The organism is Hymenobacter sp. HD11105 (genome assembly GCF_054051685.1).
The window spans coordinates 201,061-221,523 of record NZ_JBSWBR010000001.1; the positions used below are offsets into that span (position 1 = coordinate 201,061).

General features: G+C 53.5%; 15 protein-coding genes. 11 read left to right on the forward strand and 4 right to left on the reverse strand.

Annotated features, from left to right (window positions below):
* Positions 1 to 1,581, forward strand: coding sequence for a glycine--tRNA ligase (locus ACW9KT_RS00935; protein WP_457077490.1), 1,581 nt, complete (start codon positions 1 to 3; stop codon positions 1,579 to 1,581).
* Between the two features lie 72 nt (positions 1,582 to 1,653).
* On the opposite strand, the gene ACW9KT_RS00940 is transcribed toward ACW9KT_RS00935, so the two are convergent.
* Entirely contained in the window at positions 1,654 to 2,061 is a 408-nt protein-coding gene (locus ACW9KT_RS00940; protein ID WP_457077491.1) for a hypothetical protein, read from the reverse strand.
* 219 nt (positions 2,062 to 2,280) lie between these two features.
* Between ACW9KT_RS00940 and ACW9KT_RS00945 the strand changes: the two genes are divergently transcribed.
* The 8 genes from ACW9KT_RS00945 to ACW9KT_RS00980 all read left to right on the forward strand — a co-directional run bounded on the left by ACW9KT_RS00945 (position 2,281) and on the right by ACW9KT_RS00980 (position 16,363).
* A complete protein-coding gene (locus ACW9KT_RS00945) occupies positions 2,281 to 4,719 on the forward strand; it encodes an efflux RND transporter permease subunit (RefSeq protein WP_457077492.1) in 2,439 nt (812 codons plus the stop codon).
* A 95-nt stretch (positions 4,720 to 4,814) separates the two neighbouring features.
* On the forward strand, positions 4,815 to 8,228 hold the full coding sequence (ileS, locus tag ACW9KT_RS00950; protein WP_457077493.1) for an isoleucine--tRNA ligase: 3,414 nt from the start codon (positions 4,815 to 4,817) through the stop codon (positions 8,226 to 8,228).
* Between the two features lie 157 nt (positions 8,229 to 8,385).
* A complete protein-coding gene (locus ACW9KT_RS00955) occupies positions 8,386 to 9,033 on the forward strand; it encodes a lipoprotein signal peptidase (protein ID WP_457077494.1) in 648 nt (215 codons plus the stop codon).
* Between the two features lie 185 nt (positions 9,034 to 9,218).
* Positions 9,219 to 11,144 carry an ABC transporter ATP-binding protein gene (locus tag ACW9KT_RS00960; RefSeq protein WP_457077495.1) on the forward strand — a complete coding sequence of 642 codons (1,926 nt, stop codon included), beginning with the start codon at positions 9,219 to 9,221 and terminating at the stop codon, positions 11,142 to 11,144.
* Positions 11,145 to 11,568: 424 nt separating this feature from the next.
* Entirely contained in the window at positions 11,569 to 14,082 is a 2,514-nt protein-coding gene (gene rnr, locus ACW9KT_RS00965; RefSeq protein WP_457077496.1) for a ribonuclease R, read from the forward strand.
* Between the two features lie 152 nt (positions 14,083 to 14,234).
* A complete protein-coding gene (locus ACW9KT_RS00970) occupies positions 14,235 to 15,206 on the forward strand; it encodes a polyprenyl synthetase family protein (RefSeq protein ID WP_457077497.1) in 972 nt (323 codons plus the stop codon).
* A 137-nt stretch (positions 15,207 to 15,343) separates the two neighbouring features.
* A complete protein-coding gene (locus ACW9KT_RS00975) occupies positions 15,344 to 15,982 on the forward strand; it encodes a rhomboid family intramembrane serine protease (RefSeq protein WP_457077498.1) in 639 nt (212 codons plus the stop codon).
* A 105-nt stretch (positions 15,983 to 16,087) separates the two neighbouring features.
* Positions 16,088 to 16,363, forward strand: a complete 276-nt coding sequence (locus tag ACW9KT_RS00980) for a PLD nuclease N-terminal domain-containing protein (protein ID WP_457077499.1) — start codon at positions 16,088 to 16,090, stop codon at positions 16,361 to 16,363.
* A 113-nt stretch (positions 16,364 to 16,476) separates the two neighbouring features.
* Here the strand turns inward: ACW9KT_RS00980 and ACW9KT_RS00985 are convergent, their stop codons facing one another.
* Positions 16,477 to 17,109, reverse strand: a complete 633-nt coding sequence (locus tag ACW9KT_RS00985) for a DUF2939 domain-containing protein (RefSeq protein WP_457077500.1) — start codon at positions 17,107 to 17,109, stop codon at positions 16,477 to 16,479.
* Positions 17,110 to 17,345: 236 nt separating this feature from the next.
* Between ACW9KT_RS00985 and ACW9KT_RS00990 the strand changes: the two genes are divergently transcribed.
* The gene (locus ACW9KT_RS00990; protein ID WP_457077501.1) at positions 17,346 to 18,191 is read left to right on the forward strand and encodes a glycerophosphodiester phosphodiesterase family protein; all 846 of its coding nucleotides are present in this window, start codon (positions 17,346 to 17,348) and stop codon (positions 18,189 to 18,191) included.
* A gap of 373 nt (positions 18,192 to 18,564) precedes the next feature.
* Positions 18,565 to 18,951, forward strand: a complete 387-nt coding sequence (locus ACW9KT_RS00995) for a helix-turn-helix domain-containing protein (protein WP_457077502.1) — start codon at positions 18,565 to 18,567, stop codon at positions 18,949 to 18,951.
* 100 nt (positions 18,952 to 19,051) lie between these two features.
* Here the strand turns inward: ACW9KT_RS00995 and ACW9KT_RS01000 are convergent, their stop codons facing one another.
* Together ACW9KT_RS01000 and ACW9KT_RS01005 are read right to left on the reverse strand one after the other, a co-directional pair.
* Positions 19,052 to 19,615, reverse strand: a complete 564-nt coding sequence (locus tag ACW9KT_RS01000) for an acyl-CoA thioesterase (RefSeq protein ID WP_457077503.1) — start codon at positions 19,613 to 19,615, stop codon at positions 19,052 to 19,054.
* A 508-nt stretch (positions 19,616 to 20,123) separates the two neighbouring features.
* On the reverse strand, positions 20,124 to 20,441 hold the full coding sequence (locus tag ACW9KT_RS01005) for a DUF721 domain-containing protein (RefSeq protein ID WP_457077504.1): 318 nt from the start codon (positions 20,439 to 20,441) through the stop codon (positions 20,124 to 20,126).
* Positions 20,442 to 20,463 lie beyond the last annotated feature (22 nt).

A 20,463-nucleotide genomic window follows, 5' to 3' on the forward strand; every position in this document is an offset into this window, starting at 1 on the left:
ATGAGCAATCCGACGCAGAAACCCTCTCTCGAAAATACCCAGCTAAAGGACATTGTGGCCCACGCCAAGGAGTACGGCTTCGTATTCCCGTCGTCCGAAATCTATGATGGCCTGCAGGCCGTGTACGACTACGGCCCTAATGGCGTAGAGCTGAAAAACAACCTCAAGCAACTCTGGTGGCGGGCCATGACCCAGCTCAACCAGAATGTGGTGGGTATCGACGCGGCCATCTTTATGCACCCGCTCACCTGGAAAGCCAGCGGCCACGTCGACGGCTTTTCTGACCCCATGATTGATAACCTGGACTCGAAGAAGCGCTACCGCGCCGATCAGCTTATTGAAAATAAAATAGATGAGCTTAGCAAGAGAAAGAGAGCTTTAGAAAAAGAGCAAGAAGGGAAAGTACCTGTTGAAGGCATGCCCTGGGATACAACAGGAGAGATAGCGGCTATTGAAGGCAAAATTCAGGATGCTACTCATAGCCTTTCTCTTGGTACACCGGAAGTACTGCAAAAGACTATTAAGGATTTAGAGATAGGTGAACCAGAAACTGGCTCCACTAAATGGACCGAAGTGCGCCAGTTCAACCTGATGTTCTCGACGCAAGTAGGCTCGGTGGAGGGCGACTCGACCATGATTTACCTGCGGCCCGAAACGGCTCAGGGCATATTCGTGAACTTCCTGAATGTACAGAAGTCGGCGCGGATGAAGATTCCGTTCGGTATTGCTCAGATCGGTAAAGCTTTCCGCAACGAGATTGTGGCTCGGCAGTTCATCTTCCGCATGCGGGAGTTTGAGCAGATGGAAATGCAATTCTTCGTACGCCCTGGCACCGAGATGGAGTGGTATCAGCAGTGGAAAGAAACTCGCAAGCGCTGGCACGAGGCTCTAGGTCTGCCCGCTGAAAAGCTGCGCTTTCATGACCACGACAAGCTAGCTCACTACGCCAACGCCGCCGTGGACATTGAGTTTGAATTCCCTTTCGGCTTCAAGGAAATTGAGGGCATTCACTCCCGCACTGACTTCGACCTAACCCAGCACCAAACCTTAAGCCGCAAAAAGCAGCAGTTCTTCGACAACGACCTCGACGAGAACGGCAAGGCCTATGGTAACTATGTGCCTTTCGTAGTGGAAACCTCCGTGGGCGCCGACCGTTTGTTCCTGGCCACGCTCTGCCAGGCTTATACCGAGGAAACTATCACAGAAGGGGAGGGCGAGCAGCAGCAAACCAAAACCCGCACCGTGCTGCGTCTGCACCCAGCTTTGGCGCCGGTGAAAGCCGCCATTTTCCCGCTGGTACGTAAGGACGGCTTGCCCGAAAAAGCCACCGAAATCTTTGACGAGCTGCGCCACGATTTCCGCCTCGTATACGAGGAGCGCGACGCCATCGGCAAACGCTACACCCGCCAGGACTTGATTGGTACGCCTTTCTGCATTGCCGTAGACCACCAGACTTTGGAAGACAACACCGTAACCGTGCGTCACCGCGACTCCCGCGAGCAAACCCGTATGCCGATCAGTGAGCTGCGCAATTACATTGGCGAGGCCGTCAGCTTAAAGCGCATTTTTGAGAAGCTGTAATTAAGATATTAGTAGTGCATAAAAAAGCCCCCAGAACTGCTTCGGGGGGCTTTTTTGTGCACTACTAATATCTTAATTGTCACTCAGCCAGTCGGTGGCTTCGCGGCGAGAGGTAAAGTAGTTGAACTCCACTTGCTGGGGGGCAAAAGCGCGGTCGAAGGAAGGGGAGTAGCAACCCATCTGGTGCTGATACTGACCTTCGGAGAGTAAAGCTGCGATGAAAAGTGGGCGCGATGAGTTAGCCGGCAAATAACGCATGATGGGCGCCAGTAGAAATTCCTCGTCTTCGTCGGTCGGCGGCGCGTTGCGTTTGAGATCTAGGAGCAACTTATCCACACCCAAATTGTGCATAGCTTCAAGCGCTAGCTGATATACTTTTTCAAAAGTTTCCGCCAATGAAGCCGCCGCATACTGCAGCTGCATGGTAGCAGTAGCAGCATGATAAGCAAGAGAGACGGTAGGAGTTTGGTACAAAATCATGGAAGCGGAACACTGGCAAGCCAGCATTCAAAACGGCATTGGGGGGCAAAAATTGCGTTAGACGGACTAATACGCAGATTGGCCTGCCTTCGTTTACAAAAATTCAAGTTGAAAGATTCAAATGCATGCTGATCAGTTGCCCGAGGCCGTCGCAGTTTCAATGGTTGTAGGCTAACTACCTACCAGGCATTGCGTACCTTTGCTGCATTTTAACGGCCTATGTGGAGCTCTCTTGCGCTTTTCGTCATCAAGCAGCGGCGGATTCTTATCCTGCTCATAGCCGTGATGACTGTATTTATGGCCTGGAAAGCCAAAGACGTAGAAATGACCTACGACTTTGCCCAGGTTGTGAGTCCGAATGACCCAGACGTGGTCTACTTTCAGCAATTCAAGCAGACCTTCGGCGAGGACGGCAACGTGCTCGTGCTGGGCTTGCAGGACAGCAGTGTGTATAAGCTGGGCAACTTCACCGAGCTGCGCAACCTTACTGACACGCTGGCCGCGGTAGAAGGCGTCAACGGTGTGTTGTCGGTGACGAAGGTGCTAGCTCTGCGCAAAGACACCGCTACCCAGCAGTTTAAGGCCATTCCCATTTTTGCAAAAGCCCCTGAAACCCAACGCGAGCTGGATAGCTTGATGCGGGAAGTGCATCGGGTAGAATTTTACAAAGGCCAACTCATTTCGCCCACTACGGGCGCCACGCTGCTGGCCCTCACCATGGATCCCAAGTATTTGAATTCCTCGCGCCGGCAGGCCGTGATGAATGATATACTGGGCCACGCGGAGGCATTCAGCAAGAAAACCGGCATTCGGCTGCACTACGCTGGCCTGCCCTACGTGCGCTCCACCATGACCACGAAAGTGGCGGCCGAAATGAAGTTCTTCGTGCTGCTCACGGTGCTCATGATGGCCGCTACTCTGTTCATGTTTTTCCGAACATGGGCTGCCGTTATCTTCCCCATTCTGGTAGTGCTGGTGGTGGTGATATGGTGCGTGGGTACCATGGTGCTGTTGGGGTATAAAATCAACCTGCTTACTGGCCTGATTCCCAGCATTCTCATCGTTATCGGGGTTCCCAACTGTACCTACCTACTCTCGCGCTACCATTATGATTACCGCAAATCAGGTAATCAAATACTGGCCATGACGCGCGTGGTGCGCAAAATTGGGTTGGTAACCTTAATGAATAACACGACCACGGCCATCGGCTTTTTCGTGTTTTGCTTCACCGATATTGCTATCCTGTATCAGTTCGGACTGATTGCTACGATCAATATTTTCGTGGCTTTTCTGGTTTCTTTCATCCTGATTCCGGCGGTATTCACGTACCTGCCACCGCCCACGCCCAAGCAACTGGAGCACCTAGATGCTAAGCCGCTAACCAAGCTGCTGGAGTTCTTCGAGCACCTGGTATTGGAGCGCCGCGGCACAGTCTACCTAATTGGAGCGGGTCTGGTGGCCATTTCGTTATTGGGTATTACAAGAATCAAATCCGTCTCTTATATGGTAGACGATTTGCCTAGTGAAAGCTCCGTAAATAGTGATCTAAAGTTCTTTGAGCAGCATTTCAACGGAATTATGCCCTTGGAAATCGTGGTTGACACGGGTAAGAAGCAGGGCATTCTCAAGATTAAGAACTTAGAGAAGATAGACCGTTTGGAGAAATTCCTGCGCACCCAGCCCGTGCTCTCGTCGCCGGTTAGCATTGTTACTTTCCTCAAAGCTTCTACTCAAGCTTTCTACAACGACAACCCCGAGTATTATCGCCTACCCGATAACTCGGAGAAAAACTTCATTCTGCGGTACTTAGCCAGCTCTAGGGGGCAAAAATCGGCCAACGGCCCGATGAGCGACAAGCTATTGCGCTCCTTCACCGACTCTACGGGCCAACGGGCGCGCATCTCCCTTAAGATTGCTGATATCGGTTCCCGCAACCTCGATACCCTGATCACCCGTCGGATTCAGCCCCAGATTCAAGAAATCTTCAACGGCTCGGGCATGACCGTGAAGCTCACGGGCACGACTATTCTCTTCACCAAAGGCAACGAATACCTTATTAATACTCTGAAAGAGAGTATTCTGATTGCTTTCGCGCTGGTTGGATTGGTTGTGTTAATTCTGTTCCGTTCGTTGCGGGCCGTGTTCTTTACATTGCTGCCTAACCTGGTTACCCTCATTCTGACGGGGGGCCTGATGGGCTACTTTGGTATTCCGCTCAAACCCAGTACGGCTCTGATTTTCAGTATTGCCCTGGGTATCGATGGCGACAATTCAATTCACCTAATAGCCAAATTCAGGCAAGAATTAGCCGTGAATGGGCGCCGGGTCAAGGCTGCCATCAGCACTACCTTGCGTGAGGCGGGAACTAGTATGATTTATACTAGCATTACCCTGTTTCTGGGCTTTAGCGTGTTTGCTTTCAGTGAGTTTGGTGGCACCAAGGCCCTAGGTCTGCTGATGTCGGCAAGCCTGTTGATTACGAACTTCTCCAACCTCATTCTTCTGCCTTGCTTGCTGGTTAGCTTTGAGCACGGCAAGGACGAAACCATCGACAAATCCTTACTCCAGCACTACGACGACGATTATCACGAAGAAGACGACGACTCCGAACTCAACCTTAGCCGTATGACGGTGAAGCGGTTAGGTACGGAAGCGTAGTTTCACCTCATCCTTAGCCCTTCTTCCCGAGGACATCGCGCCTCAAGAGAACCAGGTTAGGAATGAGGTCCCCGCCAGAACGATAACACCCGCACATGAAATATTCCGAATATAAGCAGCCGCTTAACTACGCCCAGGTCGGTACCGACATCCTCAAATGGTGGCAGGAAAACGGCATTTTTGAGAAGAGCGTGAGCACCCGCGAGGGCCAGCCCACGTTCGTGTTTTACGAAGGTCCGCCGTCGGCAAATGGTGCGCCCGGCATTCATCACGTGATGGCCCGGACGGTAAAGGATATCTTCTGCCGCTACCAGACCTTGCTGGGCAAGCAGGTGTCACGCAAGGGGGGCTGGGATACTCACGGTTTGCCCATTGAGCTACAGGTAGAAAAGGAGCTAGGCATCACGAAGGAGGACATCGGCAAGAAGATTTCGATTGCCGACTACAACCAGCGCTGCCGCGAAACTGTGATGCGCTTCAAGGTGCAGTGGGACGACCTTACCCAAAAAATGGGCTATTGGGTTGACCTCGATGATCCTTATATCACCTTCGAGCCGGAGTACATCGAAAGCTGCTGGGCGCTGCTCAAGAAGCTGTATGATAAGGGTTTGTTATATAAAGGCTACACCATTCAGCCTTACTCGCCCGCTGCCGGCACTGGCCTGTCGTCGCACGAGCTAAACCAGCCCGGTACCTACCGCGACGTGAAGGATACGACCATCGTAGCGCAGTTTAAGGTGATTCGCAACGAGACTTCAGAGAAGCTAGTGGGCAATTCTGAGACTGGGGAGCAAATCGATACCTTCATTCTTGCCTGGACTACTACGCCTTGGACTTTGCCCGGCAATACAGGCCTAGCCGTAGGTAAAACCATCCGCTATGCGCTGGTGCGCACCTTCAATCCTTATACCCATCAGCCTATTCGGGTGGTGCTAGCCAAGGATTTGGTGAATCGTTATTTCACCGAAAAAGGCGCTGAAGCCTCTTTGGAAGACTATAAAGCTGGCGATAAAGTACTGCCTTGGCGCTTAGAAGGCGAGTTCACTGGCGCTGACCTGGTGGGCATCAGTTACGAGCGTCTGTTTGGCCAGAGCAAAGGTTTCCCTGCATTTGAAGGTGAGGAGAAAGGCTTTCGTGTCGTTGCCGGCGACTTTGTGACGACTGAGGACGGCACGGGCATCGTGCACATCTCGCCTACTTTCGGGGCCGATGACTTTCGGGTAGCGCAACTGAATGACATTCCGGCGCTGCTAGTGACGGATGCGGAGGGCAAGTTGTCGCCCATCGTAGATCGGACGGGCCGCTATGTGCAGCAGATGGGCGAGTTTGGAGGACGTTTGGTGAAAAACTATGATGGCCACGACGAAACCGGCACCGACTATAAAACTCTGGATGAGAGCATCGCCATCCGGATGAAAGGGGATGGCACTGCCTTCAAAGTGGAAAAGTACGAGCACACCTATCCGCACTGCTGGCGCACCGATAAGCCCGTGCTGTACTACCCGCTCGACTCCTGGTTTATCAAGACCACGGCCGTAAAAGACCGCCTCATCGAACTCAACAAAACCATCAACTGGAAGCCCGAAAGCACCGGCTCCGGCCGCTTCGGCAACTGGCTCGAAAACCTAGTAGACTGGAACCTGAGCCGCTCCCGCTATTGGGGCACGCCGCTGCCCATCTGGCGAAGTCAGGATGGCTCGGAGGAGATTTGCATTGGCTCTATTGCCCAGCTTAGTGCTGAAATCGACAAGGCTGTGGCAGCCGAAATTATGACCCACAATCCGCTGACGGCTGGGGGGCAAATTGACCTGCACCGGCCTTACGTGGACGATATTTTCCTCGTGTCGCCCACCGGCCAGGCCATGTACCGCGAAACGGACCTCATCGACGTGTGGTTCGACAGCGGCGCCATGCCCTACGCGCAGTGGCACTACCCGCTCGAAAACGAAGCGAAATTCCAGAAGAATTTCCCTGCCGACTTCATTGCCGAAGGTGTAGACCAAACCCGCGGCTGGTTCTTCACGCTACATGCTTTGGGCGTGATGCTGGAAGACTCCGTAGCGTTTAAGAACGTGATTGCCAATGGTTTGGTACTGGATAAGAACGGCAACAAGATGAGCAAGCGCCTCGGCAACGCCGTCGATCCGTTTGCCACCATTCAGCAGTTTGGCCCTGATGCCACCCGTTGGTATATGATTGCCAACGCGCCACCGTGGGACAACCTCAAGTTTGACCCGGCCGGCGTGACGGAGGTGCAGCGCCGCTTCTTCGGGACGCTGTTCAACACGTACTCTTTCTTCGCGCTCTACGCCAACCTCGACGAGTTCCGCACCCGCGAGTTTGACCGGATTCCGCTCACCGATCTGAGTGAGCTGGACCGCTGGGTGCTGTCGAAGTTGCAGTCCCTGATTCTGGAAGTTAGGGGGCATTATGACAACTACGACCCCACCAAAGCGGCCCGCGCCATCCAGGATTTCGTCACTGATCAGCTCTCCAACTGGTACGTGCGGCTCTCGCGCCGCCGTTTCTGGAAGGGCGAACTGACCACGGATAAGAAGGCCGCTTTCGAGACCTTGCAGGAGTGCTTGGTAGTCGTGGCGCAGCTAATGGCGCCCATCGCGCCCTTCTTCGGCGAGTGGCTATACAAGAATATGACCGACGGCATGCGTCAGGAAGCTCTAGCCAATAACACGCCGCTGGCTCCCGAATCGGTGCACCTCACGCTGCTCGTAGAAGCCGACACGCGTCGGATTGACACGGCGTTGGAGGAGCGCATGGAGCTGGCCCAGCGCATCAGTTCTTTAACCCATTCGCTACGCAAAAAGTCGGTGCTGAAAGTGCGCCAGCCCTTGCAGCGCATTTTGGTGCCGGTGCTGAACGACACCACCCGCGACCAGGTAGGCAAAGTGGAAGACCTGATTTGCGCCGAGGTAAACGTGAAGCACGTGGAGTTTTTGGACGACACGAGCGGCGTGTTGGTGAAGTCGGTGAAGCCCAACTTTAAGCGTTTAGGTCAGCAATACGGCCCGAAGCTTAAAGCCGTGGCAGCCCGCATTCAGCAGATGACACCCGAGGAAATCAGTGTGCTGGAATCGACCGGAACGCTGGCCGTGGAAGTAGGAGGGGAGCAGCTAAATCTGGCCCCCGACGACGTAGAAATCCGTACCGACGACCTGCCCGGCTGGCTCGTAGCCACCGACGGTCCGCTCACTGTGGCCCTCGACGTGACGCTGACCGACGAACTGCGCCGCGAAGGGGTAGCCCGCGAGCTGGTCAACCGCCTGCAAAACCTGCGCAAGGACAGCGGCCTGGAAGTGCAGGACAAAATCCGCATCACGCTCGGCGGCGAGCAGCCCGATCTGGCAGCCGCTGTGCAGTTCTTCGGCGACTATATCCGCACCGAAACTCAGGCGCTTTCGCTCACCTTCAATCCGGAGCTGACGGGCGGCGTGACGCTGGAATTTGATGACTACAGCGTGCCGGCTCAGCTTGAGGTGGTAACTGCTTGACAATGAATAGCCAACTGAGCCGTGAAAAGCTCGGTTGGTATAACCTCGCACAAAGCATTGGAGGGTGCGTTTAAAGTCGTTCAAAAACCCATAAATCAGGCCCAAAACGGCACAAAAAGCCCCCCGGAGCTTGTACTCAAGCGTTAGAAGCACAAGAATGAAGTACTGGAAATATTACTTGCTGGCCTTACTGGTTATCCTCATCGATCAGGTCTCGAAATGGGCCGTGCACGCCTACATGGAGCCAGGAATGCCAGGCGAAATTCCGCTCATCGGCGACTGGTTTAAGCTCCATTACACCCTAAATCCAGGCATGGCTTTCGGGGTGGAGCTGCCGGCGCCCTACGGCAAGATTATCCTGACAACCTTTCGCCTAGTGGCCGTTACGTTTATTGCCTACCTCATTCGCAAGCACAGTTTTCGGGATACGCACCCCGGTCTACTGGCCTGTGGGGGGCTTATTTTGGGCGGTGCCATTGGTAACCTAATCGACTCCATGTTCTATGGTGTGATCTACAACAACGCTCCGTTTGAGGCGCCTACGCCCTGGCTGCACGGGCAGGTAATCGACATGATTTATCTGGACTTGTATGAAGGCTTTTTGCCAATGAGCTGGCCGCTAATTGGCGGATCTCATCTCTCGTTGTGGCCCATTTTCAACATCGCCGACTCAGCTATCTTCATTGGCGTCGCCCTCATTCTACTTAATCAAAGCAAGTTTTTCCAGCACGAAGATTCGCCTACGAAAACCGTAGTTTCCCACCGCGACACCGAGCCAACCTCTACTGAGCATGTACAGCTGTAGAGCGTCCTAGTCAAAACTCGTCTTTCATCTCGACGAAGGAAGGACCTTATTGCGTTGGAACAAGTCTTTGTTAGGCTACTCGTTCTGCGTGATAGGGTCCTTCCTTCGTCAGGATGACAGACGTTTTTAAGTAGCTTTGATACTAACGACATCCTAGTTACTTCTTCTTCTAGCTTAATAACTCTGTGCAGCCTCTCCTCTCCGTTTCCAATCTTACCATCGACTTCACTTCTCATCGCGGCGACGTGAGGGCAGTGAACGACGTGTCGTTTGAGCTACGCCGGGGCGAGACGCTGGCTATTGTGGGTGAATCAGGGTCGGGGAAGTCGGTGACTTCACTGGCGCTGATGGGGCTGATCCAAATGCCCCCTGGCCGCGTCACCACCGGCCAGACCCGATTTCAATCAGAGGAGCTAGGCGAAGTTGACTTACTGAAGCTTTCTAATGAGCAATTGCGGCGGGTGCGGGGCAACGAGATTTCGATGATTTTTCAGGAGCCGATGACCTCGCTCAACCCCGTACATACCTGCGGAGCCCAGGTGGTGGAGGCCTTGCGGTTGCATACATCGTTGTCCTCAAAGGAAGCTGAGGCTCGTACCGTCGAGTTATTTGCTACTGCCCAGTTGCCGCGGCCCGAGAAGATCTTTAAAGCCTACCCACACGAAATCTCCGGGGGGCAAAAACAGCGGGTGATGATTGCCATGGCCATGGCTTGCAACCCCGCCATCCTCATTGCCGACGAGCCCACCACCGCCCTCGACGTGACGGTGCAGGCCCGCATGCTTCAGCTTATCGATGACTTGCGGCGCCAGAATAACACGGCTGTTCTCTTCATCACACATGACCTAGGCGTAGTAGCAGAAATCGCCGACCGCATCATGGTTATGTATCGCGGGAAGGTGGTGGAGCAGGGCCGCGTGCTTGATATTTTTACTAACCCTCAGCATCCCTATACCAAGGGCCTGTTAGCCTGCCGACCCAAGCTCTCCGTGGGCAAGCAGCGTTTGCCCGTTGTAGCCGATTTTATGGCTGAAGACGCTTCCGGCCAGCTCACCGAAATTACCACTCCACAGCCTGAAGCTCCTAGTGTTGAGCCAGATAGAGCCCCGGTGTTGACCGAGAACTTGCCGGTCGAAATCCCCAAAATGTTCCACGGGGAACATTTTACGCCAGTTTTTGGCTTCAAACCGGCTTCAGAATCTGCTATTTCGGAGCCGGCTGCGGGGGGCATTTTGGTTGCTGAAAATGGTTCGGAGCATCCCAAAACCGACGGGAAAGTTCTATTGCGGGTAGAAAACCTGAACGTGCACTTTCCCATCCGCAAAGGGCTCTTTAACCGGACCAAGGAGTACGTGCGGGCCGTCGATGGCGTGAGCTTTGACATCTATCCGGGCGAGACGGTGGGACTGGTAGGCGAGTCGGGCTGCGGCAAGACGACCTTAGGTCGAGCCTTGTTGCGGTTGGTGGAACCAACGGCAGGTCGCATTCTGTTCGAAGGCACTGACCTAGCTAAGCTGCCAGCGGGCGAGTTGCGGCGGCGGCGGCGCGAGTTCCAGATGGTGTTTCAAGACCCCTACGCGGCGCTCAACCCCATGATGACGGTAGGCGAGGCCATCATCGAGCCCATGCAGGTACACGGCGTAGGAGGCACCAAACAACAGCAGAAGGCGAAGGTGATGGAGCTGCTGCGCACCGTAGGGCTGCGCGAGGAACATTACCTGCGTTATCCGCACGAGTTTTCTGGGGGGCAGCGTCAGCGCATTTGTATTGCGCGGGCCTTGGCCTTGCAACCTAAGTGCATCATCTGCGATGAGTCGGTGTCGGCGCTAGACGTGTCGGTGCAGGCCCAGGTGCTGAACTTGCTGAACCAGCTCAAGCGCGACTTTGGTATTACCTACCTCTTCATTACCCACGATTTATCCGTAGCCCGGTTCATGTCGGATCGGTTGCTGGTGATGAACAAGGGGCAGATAGTAGAGAGCGGACCCGCAGCCGCGGTCTATGCTAATCCACAGCACGAGTACACCCGTACGCTGCTCAGTGCCATCCCGAAAGATAAGCCATCTGATATTCGGGCGGCCCAGGCTCGGCGGGCAGCGGAAGTAGCATAGCGCCTAAGCCCTTATTTAGCGAATAGTGGAATAGGGCTAGGAGACTAAGCGGTCATGCAGAGCGGAGCGAAGCATCTCGCGTGCTGACGTTGCGAAAGTAATTGTCATGTTGAGCCTGTAGAAGCATGACCACTTTGTTTTGCCGTTCCACATATCAAACAAGTATCCTGCTGGGGGTACTGATTATTAACAACAGCAACAATTCTATAACGCCTCATTATCCTTCGTAAATAGTTATTTTCCCTAATATTCCGTAGTATCTATCGTGGAGCGCCAATCCTTTATCTCCGCCCACGCTTAACTGCCTTTTTGGCGACTTCTAATTTTTGCTTAACCCCGGAGAAACGCGCTTGCGTATACTCCAACCTACCTATACCCGGCCGCCTGCGAAAACGACAACCACTGGGCGGCACCTTCTTTTCGAATGAAGAAACAAGATGAATCTTCAGCTCCCCGCGCCCCTCGCGCGAAAGCTGCCCGCGGCGAAAAAGCCGCCGTTGCCCCGGTTACCAAAACGCAAGTGTTCCGGGTTTTTGCCGACAACCCCGGCAAAGTATTTTCCTATCGTCAACTCTCGCGCCGCCTCGGCGTGACCACCAAAGAGCAGCGTGAGGAGGTGTTTGATCACCTTAAAGCGCTGCGCAAATCCAATCAGCTTACACTCGTCCAAAACGATGACTACCGCCTGACGGATCCTGCCGCCCTACGCGTGCAGCCCGATGCTGGTCAGCGCCCCGAGCGTGGTCGCAATCGGGGGGGCAAATCCCGTCCGGATGGTGCTGCTATCGAGGCCCAGTTTGGTCAGGACCCCGTGGTGCACCGCCGCCGTGAGGCTGGCTTCGACTTCCCCGGCGACGACCGTCAGCGCTTCCGCGAGCGGCCCAGCTCGGGCGGCGACATCATCACGGGTACGGTGGCGCTTGCTACTAACAGCTACGCCTTCGTGGTAAGCGAGGAAAGTGAGAACGACATCCGTGTGTTCACCGACCGGCTTAAGTTTGCCATGAACGGCGACACAGTACGAGTACGCCTTCGCGGTGAGCGCGACGGTCGCCCCGTAGGTGATGTGCTGGAAGTGCTCAAGCGAGAGCGCGAAGAAATCGTGGGCCAACTTACGGTACAGAACGCCGGCTTTGGCTTCGTGTCCCCTGACCACCGCAAGTTGTACTTCGATGTATTTGTGCCTCACGAAGGCCTCAAAGACGCCCGTAGCGGCGAGAAGGTACTTGTGCGCATTACAGAGTGGCCCGAGGACTCCGGACGTCAGCCAGTGGGCGAAATCGTGCGTTCCTTTGGGCAGGCTGGCGAGAATGAAGCCGAGATCAACGCTATCATGGCAGAGTTCGGGTTGCCGTTTGAGTTTCCCCAGGATGTGGAAGAAGAGTCGGAAGGCATTTCAGACCGCATTCAGGAAGACGAAATTGCTCGCCGCCGCGACTTCCGCGCCATCACCACCTTCACCATTGACCCCGCCGACGCCAAGGACTTTGACGACGCGCTATCCATTCAAAAGCTGGAAAACGGCCACTGGGAAATAGGTGTCCACATTGCCGACGTAACCCATTATGTGCAGCCCGAGTCGATGCTAGAGCGGGAAGCCCGCCACCGTGCGACGTCAGTTTACCTAGTCGATCGTGTGATACCGATGCTGCCCGAACGCCTGTCGAATGGCTTGTGCTCGTTGCGTCCCAATGAGGACAAGCTGACTTTCTCGGCTGTGTTTGAGCTCGACGACAATGGCAAACTTTACGACTCTTGGTTTGGCAAAACAATCATTCACTCCGACCGGCGCTTTGCCTACGGCGACGCCCAGGAGCGCATCGAAACCGGCGAAGGAGACTTGGCCGAAGAAGTGAATACGCTGAACAACATTGCCAAGAAACTCCAGGCTCAGCGCTTCAAGAAAGGTGCTATCGGCTTCGAAACTCAGGAGGTGAAATTCCAGCTAGACGAGAATGGCAAGCCGGTGGGCGTGTACGTGAAGGAGCGCCAGGATGCGCACAAGCTCATTGAGGAGTTCATGCTGCTAGCCAACCGCAAGGTGGCCGACTTCGTGTACATGAAGAAAAAGACCAAGCCACGCTTCACCATGGTGTATCGTACCCACGATGCCCCCGATGCTGACCGTCTGGCAAACTTCGCTTTGTTCGCCAAAAAGTTTGGGCATGATCTGAATCTGGAGAACCCCAAGAAGCTCAGCAACGAGCTGAACAGCTTGTCAGAAAACGTGGTGGGTAAGCCGGAGCAGAACGTAATTCAAACCCTGGCTATTCGGACCATGGCCAAGGCCAAGTACACCACCGAGCCGCTGGGTCACTTCGGTCTGGCCTTCGACCATTATTCGCACTTCACCTCACCTATCCGGCGCTACCCCGACATGATGGCGCACCGCCTGCTGGAACACTACCTGCAGGGGGGCAAAAACGTAGAGGCCGAGCCCGTGGAAGAAGAGTGCAAGCACTCCTCCGAGCGTGAGAAGCTAGCCGCAAATGCCGAGCGTGCCAGCATCAAATACAAGCAAGTGGAGTACATGGCCGCCCGCGTAGGCGAGCAGTTTAAGGGCGTCGTATCGGGCCTCACCGAGTGGGGCATGTACGTGGAAGTGGAGGAGAACAAGTGCGAAGGCATGATCCGCGTGAGCGACATTCCCGGCGACTTCTTCGAGCTAGACAAGGACAACTACCGCCTGGTAGGTCAGCGCACCAAGCGTATCATTCAGTTTGGCGACGAACTGCAAGTCATCGTGAAAGCCGCTAACCTGCTCGACCGCACCATCGACTTTGAACTGGTTGATGAGCGCCCTATGTCCCAGCGCCGCAACGACCCACCACGCCGCGAAGAAGGCGGTCGGGGTCGTCGGTCGGAGCGGGGACCTGAGCGGGACCGAGGTGGCAAAAGCAGCGGTGGCCCAGGTGGTGGCGGTAAGCGCCGCCGCTAGGCTAATGATTTATTAAATTGACAAAGCCTGATGGCTGCACGGGGTGCGGACGTCAGGCTTTTTCTGTTGTGCTAATTTGCCCCCCAGCGGTGCTTCTAATCCACTCCAATCTGTTCCTACGTACCTTGCTGCCCCTAACACATTTTGCCCCTGTGAGCCCCACTGATTTCACACAAAGAATATCCGCCGCCCTGGCTGGTCTTGAGTACGGCCAGCAACCAGTTGATCTTTACGAGCCCATTCGCTACATCATGGCTTTGGGGGGCAAACGCATCCGTCCCTTGCTTACGCTCATGGGTGCCCACCTCTTTACGGATGAGCTTGATCCTGTAATTCGGCCGGCATTGGCCACGGAGGTCTTCCACAACTTCACCCTACTCCACGACGACATTATGGACCAAGCGCCCCTCCGCCGGGGGCAGCCTACGGTGCACGAGAAGTGGAACGCCAACGTCGCTATCCTGAGCGGCGACGTGATGCTGGTACGTGCCTATGAGTTGTTCCTCGACGTGCCGCCGACCTTGCTGTCAACGGTGCTGCGCAAGTTTAGCCAGACCGCGGCCGAGGTCTGTGAGGGCCAGCAATGGGACATGAACTTCGAGACCAATGAACAGGTCACTATCGAGCAATACCTAGATATGATCCGGCTGAAAACGGCCGTGCTGCTTGGCTTCTGCCTAGAATTGGGCGCTTTGCTCGGCGGCGCTTCGGCACAAGATGCCGACCACCTGCGTCAGTTCGGGACCGATGTGGGCATAGCCTTTCAGCTCCGCGACGACCTGCTTGACGTGTACGGCGACGCGGCCACCTTCGGCAAGCGCGTGGGTGGCGACATCGTGTCGGATAAGAAAACCTTCTTACTACTCACAGCCCAGGCCCAAGCAAATGCCCCCCAGCAAGCTGTGCTGGCTCAATACCTCGGCCAGCCCACCACCAATGCCTCGGCCAAGGTGCAGGCCATTACGGGAGTGTACGACCAACTCAGTATCCGTTCCCAAACGGAGGCGCTAATAAACGACTACTTCCAGGATGCCCTTCAGCACCTGGAGCGCGTAGTAGCACCCGCCGAGCGCAAAGCCATCTTGCGGCAGTGGGCATTGGAGCTGATGGCTCGCGAAAGCTAAGCCTATTTTTAGCCCAATTCAGGCTCGCTCCGGGCACTTTATCCCCCGGTGTGGTTCCTACTTATCAAAACCGCCGAAAGCGCCTGGAAGCCGTACATGCGGCTTCCATATTCCCCCATTTACTTCTCTGGTTTCTAATGCTGAATTTAAACGTCGTACTCTCCCTCCTAATCCTGACGGGGGGCATTTCTTTATACGCTTGGTCGAACCCAAGCTTGCGTGAAAGCTGGATCATGACGCCCTTTCTAGTGCGTCGGCGAAATGAGTGGTACCGCTTCCTTACCTCCGGCTTCCTACATGCCGACTTTATGCACTTGCTCTTTAACATGATTGCCTTCTACTCTTTTGGGCAATTAATTCAGGATGTATTCGTGCAGGTGTTTGGGCCGATGGGAGGCATTTGGCGTTTCCTGCTGCTGTATCTGGGGGGCATTATTGTCTCGGATATTCCCACCTATTTGCGCCACCGCAACGACCCCGACTACCACAGCTTGGGCGCATCGGGCGGCGTAGCATCCGTGATCTTTTCGGCTATTCTGTTTAATCCGGTGAAGGGTGGGATCTACATTTTCCCCATTCCGTTTGCCATTCCGGGTGTCATCTTCGGAGTACTGTACTTAGCCTACTCTTACTATCAGGGCCGTAAACAAGGCGACAACATCAACCACGATGCGCACTTTTACGGGGCGATCTACGGTATTCTGCTCACGCTGGCGCTAGTGCCTGCATCGGCTTCGATTTTCTGGAATGAAATACAAGCTTATCTATTTAACTAAGTGATTATCAATTGTTTAGTATTCATAAATAAGCAAAATCATATCTATTGCGTCAGCAGGTGCGTAAAGGAGGTCTTTCAAACACATCTCCCAACCTCACTTGCTATGAACAAGCTTCTCACCTTGACTAAACGTCTGCCGATAGCGGCCCTTTCCCTTTCTCTTTCGCTATCCTTCCTGCTTAGCAGCTGCTCCGGGCGCCGCAGCGACGGCTCCACTACCATTGCTGGTATTATTTATCTGGCGCTGGCCGTTTTTGCTGTTATCAGCCTCATCAAGCAGGATTGGACAATTGGTAAGAAAATCGTCTGGGGCCTGGTTATTTGGTTCTTTCCTTTCCTAGGTTCTATCATCTACTTCCTGTTCTCGGGCCGTAAATAAGCTCTGAGTTCCACGCACAAAAAGGCCCCAACACAACTTAGTGTTGGGGCCTTTTTGTGCGGGGGGCTTGTGTTCAAGCTTAGAGTTTCAGTTAAGTGGAGACAAGCACTAAATCAGTTCTTGCCTTCCTGAAGCCTTTGCTTTTCCAAGCGCGCGGTGTGCTTGATCAGAGCACCAGTGTTAGAGATTTCCGTCACGCGCCAGTAGCCTCCTTGGTCGAGCATTTTCAATTCTACCACGAGCGTCGTGTCGTACTGAGGCTGCGTGAACTCTAGTCCTACTAAGGTTTGGGCGTCATCTTCATTTACATATTTGATGCCTTTGAACTGCGGGTTAGGCCCGATCACTCGGCCCGCCAAGCCCAAGACCGATAGGTTCATGCCACCCATTGGCTGCGCCGTAGCAACCGCCTGTTCCGGTGAGCCCGTCTCCACGAAGCGCCGCACTTCCCGCTGCGCCGACTTTGCCAACTGAGGCTTCAGCAGCTTCAGTGCGCTTTGCAGCATCTCCTGGTTTATGTTCAGCCCTTGCAGCTCCGAACTCTCGGCGGCTATCTGATCTACTAAGTTGCGGGCTACTCCATCAACGTCAACGTAGCGTTCAAAGGTATTTACATCGTGGGTGCGTACCGCATTCGCCGCCTGAGCCAGCGAGTACTGCGGGCTACCCGTTACTACCGCACGATAGTACCAATAACCACCCCCAACCAGAACAATCAATAACCCAAACAACAGCGCTTTCTTCATAAGATAAGTAGAGAGTGACAAGGCAATAATACGGCGCAAAACTACCCCATTTCGTGGCCAGCAATGGTACTTGGTCCAAGCCTTGAGCCGTTATAACAGAGTCGGGACGCAATAATATGCGTCAAGTCATCTGCGTCGTTCGAATAGATCCTGCAATGAGCAGACGTAAAATATTACGTCTTTGCCCTGTTCTAGCTAACGACAAATTCGTAGTTATAAGTCCCATCGCTACAAAAATGCCCCCTAGCCGCTCCACCTTGCGCCCAGAGATTCACGGCCATCGTGGCTGTCGTGGCTTACGACCTGAAAACACGCTGTCCGCCTTTCTGCACGCGCTGGAGCTAGGGGTAGATGCACTGGAGCTAGACGTTGTTATTTCGGCCGATGAGCAGGTGGTTGTGTCGCACGAGCCGTGGATGTCGGCAGCCATTTGTCGCGATAGGGAAGGGGCTCCAATTGAGGTTGAAGCCGAGCGTCGGCACAATCTTTTTCAACTGCCTTACGCCCTCATCCGGCAGTACGACTGCGGCCTGACGCGCCACCCACGCTTCCCCGAACAACGATCGGAGCCGGCCTACAAACCGCTGCTCCACGACGTCATCGGTGCTACCAGTGCATATGCCCACCAGCTCGGTCGGCCCTTGCCAAAGTTCAGCATCGAAATAAAAAGCAGCCCCTCCAGCGACGGGCATTTTCACCCGTCGCCGGCGCGCTTCGTGGAGCTGGTGTTAACGGTTGTGAAGGCCACCGGCATCGCCCCGCGCACGACTATACTCAGCTTTGATAAACGGGTGCTGCAAGCCGTGCGCACTCAAGCCGTCGACCTCCCTGTATGCTTACTCGTGGAAGACCAGCGCCCGCTCCTGGAGCACTTGCACGAACTCGGATTTGTACCTACCGTGTACGGCCCCGGGTACGATCTCGTAAATGAGAAGCTGCTTAGTGAAGTCCGAGCCCTCGGCTTAAAGCTTGTCCCTTGGACAGTAAATGAGCAAACCGATATGGAGCGATTTATTGCCCTTGGCGTCGATGGCATCACCACTGATTACCCCAACCGTTTACGGCTCTTACTGCCTCACTAAACATGAGCCTTTTCCGTGTACCTACGACAGTGGACGGTCTATGATTACCCATGCAGCTCATGGGGTAATACATCAGGTTTATACTAGAGTCCATTTATAAGTGCTTACTGTATCGTAACGGTTGTACAAGCTACCAAAACCGTGTTTAGAGCATGTTTTGGGGGTTTATGGGCTCAATCTAATATTGCGTTACAGTTGATGTAACGCTAGTGCATGTTACAAATTACGTGTAACGTTTGTTTTGTTACACGTTACAATGTGTATCACTGTATTGTATTTACACATTATGTAACTGTCCGTTTTTGCGTTCGTGTTTGTACATGTGAAACATATTTGACACCTTTACATACTAATCATAATACAGCGCCTTTCTATGCCGCACCAGGGCAAAATCCTTCAAGAAGCCATTAAAAACAGTGGTATTTCTATTACTCGCATCGTGGAGGAACTGGGTATTACACGTCCAACTATATATCGCAAGTTTAAAGAAGAGACGCTTGATTACGGTTTTGTAAAACAGGTTGGTGCGATCATTACACATGACTTTTCACAGGATTTTACGGCTTTACAACAATCAGTGTTACCATTTGTGTCCGTTACACCAAGTGTTGCTGTTACATCAGCTGTAACACCTCGTTCGGCACCGTTACAACAAGCAGAAACTGACCCCAATAAGCAGCTCATGACCCTTCAGGCTAAGTATATTGCCTTATTAGAGGCCTATAATGAGCTTTTGTTGAAGGTGTACGGTCCTAAGTGACAAATATGTTCCACGTGAAACATGCTGCCGTTACGAAGCTGTATATGCCTTTATATTCAGTGTAGAAGTAGATATCAAATGATCACTCTAAATGGGACAATCAATAAGTCAAGCGACAGTTTTCGTTGCGGAGTAATTCCAGTTGTTGAGCGGTAGCTAAAGTCGAACGAGCCTTATCGAAAGCAATGCTATATTGAGTCTTTAGCTCCTTGCGTTTGATGGCTTCCAGAAAGCGACGCGTGTCGTCCGGGGTCTCGAGCAGTAAGCCAGGAACGGGGGTGGGGCGGCCGTTATCATCCTTGGCTACCATGGTGAAATATGAAGTGTTGGTGTGTTTCACAGTGCCGGTGCGCACGTCCTCGGCGATGACTTTTATGCCGATTACCAAAGAGGTCCGACCTACATAGTTGACGGAGGCTAACAGCGAAACCAACTCACCCACTTCTACTGGCTGGAGGAAGTTAACCCCATCCACCGTTACCGTGACGCAGTAAGAACCGGCGTGCTTGGCTGCAGATGCATAGGCTACTTTGTCCATGAGAGAAAGCAGAATTCCACCATGAATTTTGCCCCCCAGATTGGCATAAGATGGAATCATTAATTCGGTAAGCGTAACCCGAGAGTACGACACTAAGCGAAAGTCAGAAAGTAGGGAAGTAGGCATATGGAAGAGATAGGGAGTGAGGACGTAGAAGACCGAAGTATGATATGGGAAGCTCACGGCCCCAAGCTAGCGTGCGCGAAGTAGAGTAAGGAGCATAACACGTGGAGCTCCGCAGTAGCTACATGATGAGTGCTGCAAAAGGGAGCAAAACGCAACCTTATCAAAAGAACAGCACTACGAGACGCTCCCAATGGTCAGAGTTACTCTAAAGCCGATATGGAAGATTGAAAGGTTCGCAAGGCACTGACTCCTCTAGGTCAGAAATAGTCCTAAACAGAGAACCCATCATCTGACTGATAGCAGGTAATTGTGAAGTAGACCGTAAGGCCAATTCATTAATAAGCCGGTTTGAGCAGAGCCCTATCACTAAACTATGAGATAGGAAGCCAGAGTAGTGTACCAGAGTAGCGTAGTAGCTATACGAAAGGTGGAGGCTGCTGCCAACCTAAAGCAGAGGTAAGCAAAGAGGAGAGCTGCTTAGCAATGCTTCACCAGTAAGTCGAGTTTACTATAGAAAGATGACCTCTTTGATAACGGTCTCGCCAACTTCATCATTGATCAGCTCCATGACGCGGGTCTTGGCCATGACCAACTCATGCTTTAATGGAGCTGAACTAAGGCGTACAAAAAGCTTCCCATTGCTGATATATATCTCTTGGGTTTTGAGCGCGACAGCCTTGCCCATGATTCGCTCCCAGCTCGAAACCACAAACACCTCGTTCAACTTGCCTTGTAAGCGGTAGGCTTTAAGCAAAGCCTTGATACCGTCCTTTAACGGGACGATATCGGCTTGACGTGAGTTGTCGGAGGTGCTAGGTTTTTTCAAGGGAATGCTGTACAATAATGCG

Bases quoted from the DNA above. Each gene is read 5' to 3' on its own strand.
- ACW9KT_RS00935 (WP_457077490.1), top strand. From the start codon at position 1: ATGAGCAATCCGACGCAGAAACCCTCTCTCGAAAATACCCAGCTAAAG.
- ACW9KT_RS00940 (WP_457077491.1), bottom strand. From the start codon at position 2,061: ATGATTTTGTACCAAACTCCTACCGTCTCTCTTGCTTATCATGCTGCT.
- ACW9KT_RS00945 (WP_457077492.1), top strand. From the start codon at position 2,281: ATGTGGAGCTCTCTTGCGCTTTTCGTCATCAAGCAGCGGCGGATTCTT.
- ileS (WP_457077493.1), top strand. From the start codon at position 4,815: ATGAAATATTCCGAATATAAGCAGCCGCTTAACTACGCCCAGGTCGGT.
- ACW9KT_RS00955 (WP_457077494.1), top strand. From the start codon at position 8,386: ATGAAGTACTGGAAATATTACTTGCTGGCCTTACTGGTTATCCTCATC.
- rnr (WP_457077496.1), top strand. From the start codon at position 11,569: ATGAAGAAACAAGATGAATCTTCAGCTCCCCGCGCCCCTCGCGCGAAA.
- ACW9KT_RS00975 (WP_457077498.1), top strand. From the start codon at position 15,344: ATGCTGAATTTAAACGTCGTACTCTCCCTCCTAATCCTGACGGGGGGC.
- ACW9KT_RS00980 (WP_457077499.1), top strand. From the start codon at position 16,088: ATGAACAAGCTTCTCACCTTGACTAAACGTCTGCCGATAGCGGCCCTT.
- ACW9KT_RS00985 (WP_457077500.1), bottom strand. From the start codon at position 17,109: ATGAAGAAAGCGCTGTTGTTTGGGTTATTGATTGTTCTGGTTGGGGGT.
- ACW9KT_RS00990 (WP_457077501.1), top strand. From the start codon at position 17,346: ATGCCCCCTAGCCGCTCCACCTTGCGCCCAGAGATTCACGGCCATCGT.
- ACW9KT_RS00995 (WP_457077502.1), top strand. From the start codon at position 18,565: ATGCCGCACCAGGGCAAAATCCTTCAAGAAGCCATTAAAAACAGTGGT.
- ACW9KT_RS01000 (WP_457077503.1), bottom strand. From the start codon at position 19,615: ATGCCTACTTCCCTACTTTCTGACTTTCGCTTAGTGTCGTACTCTCGG.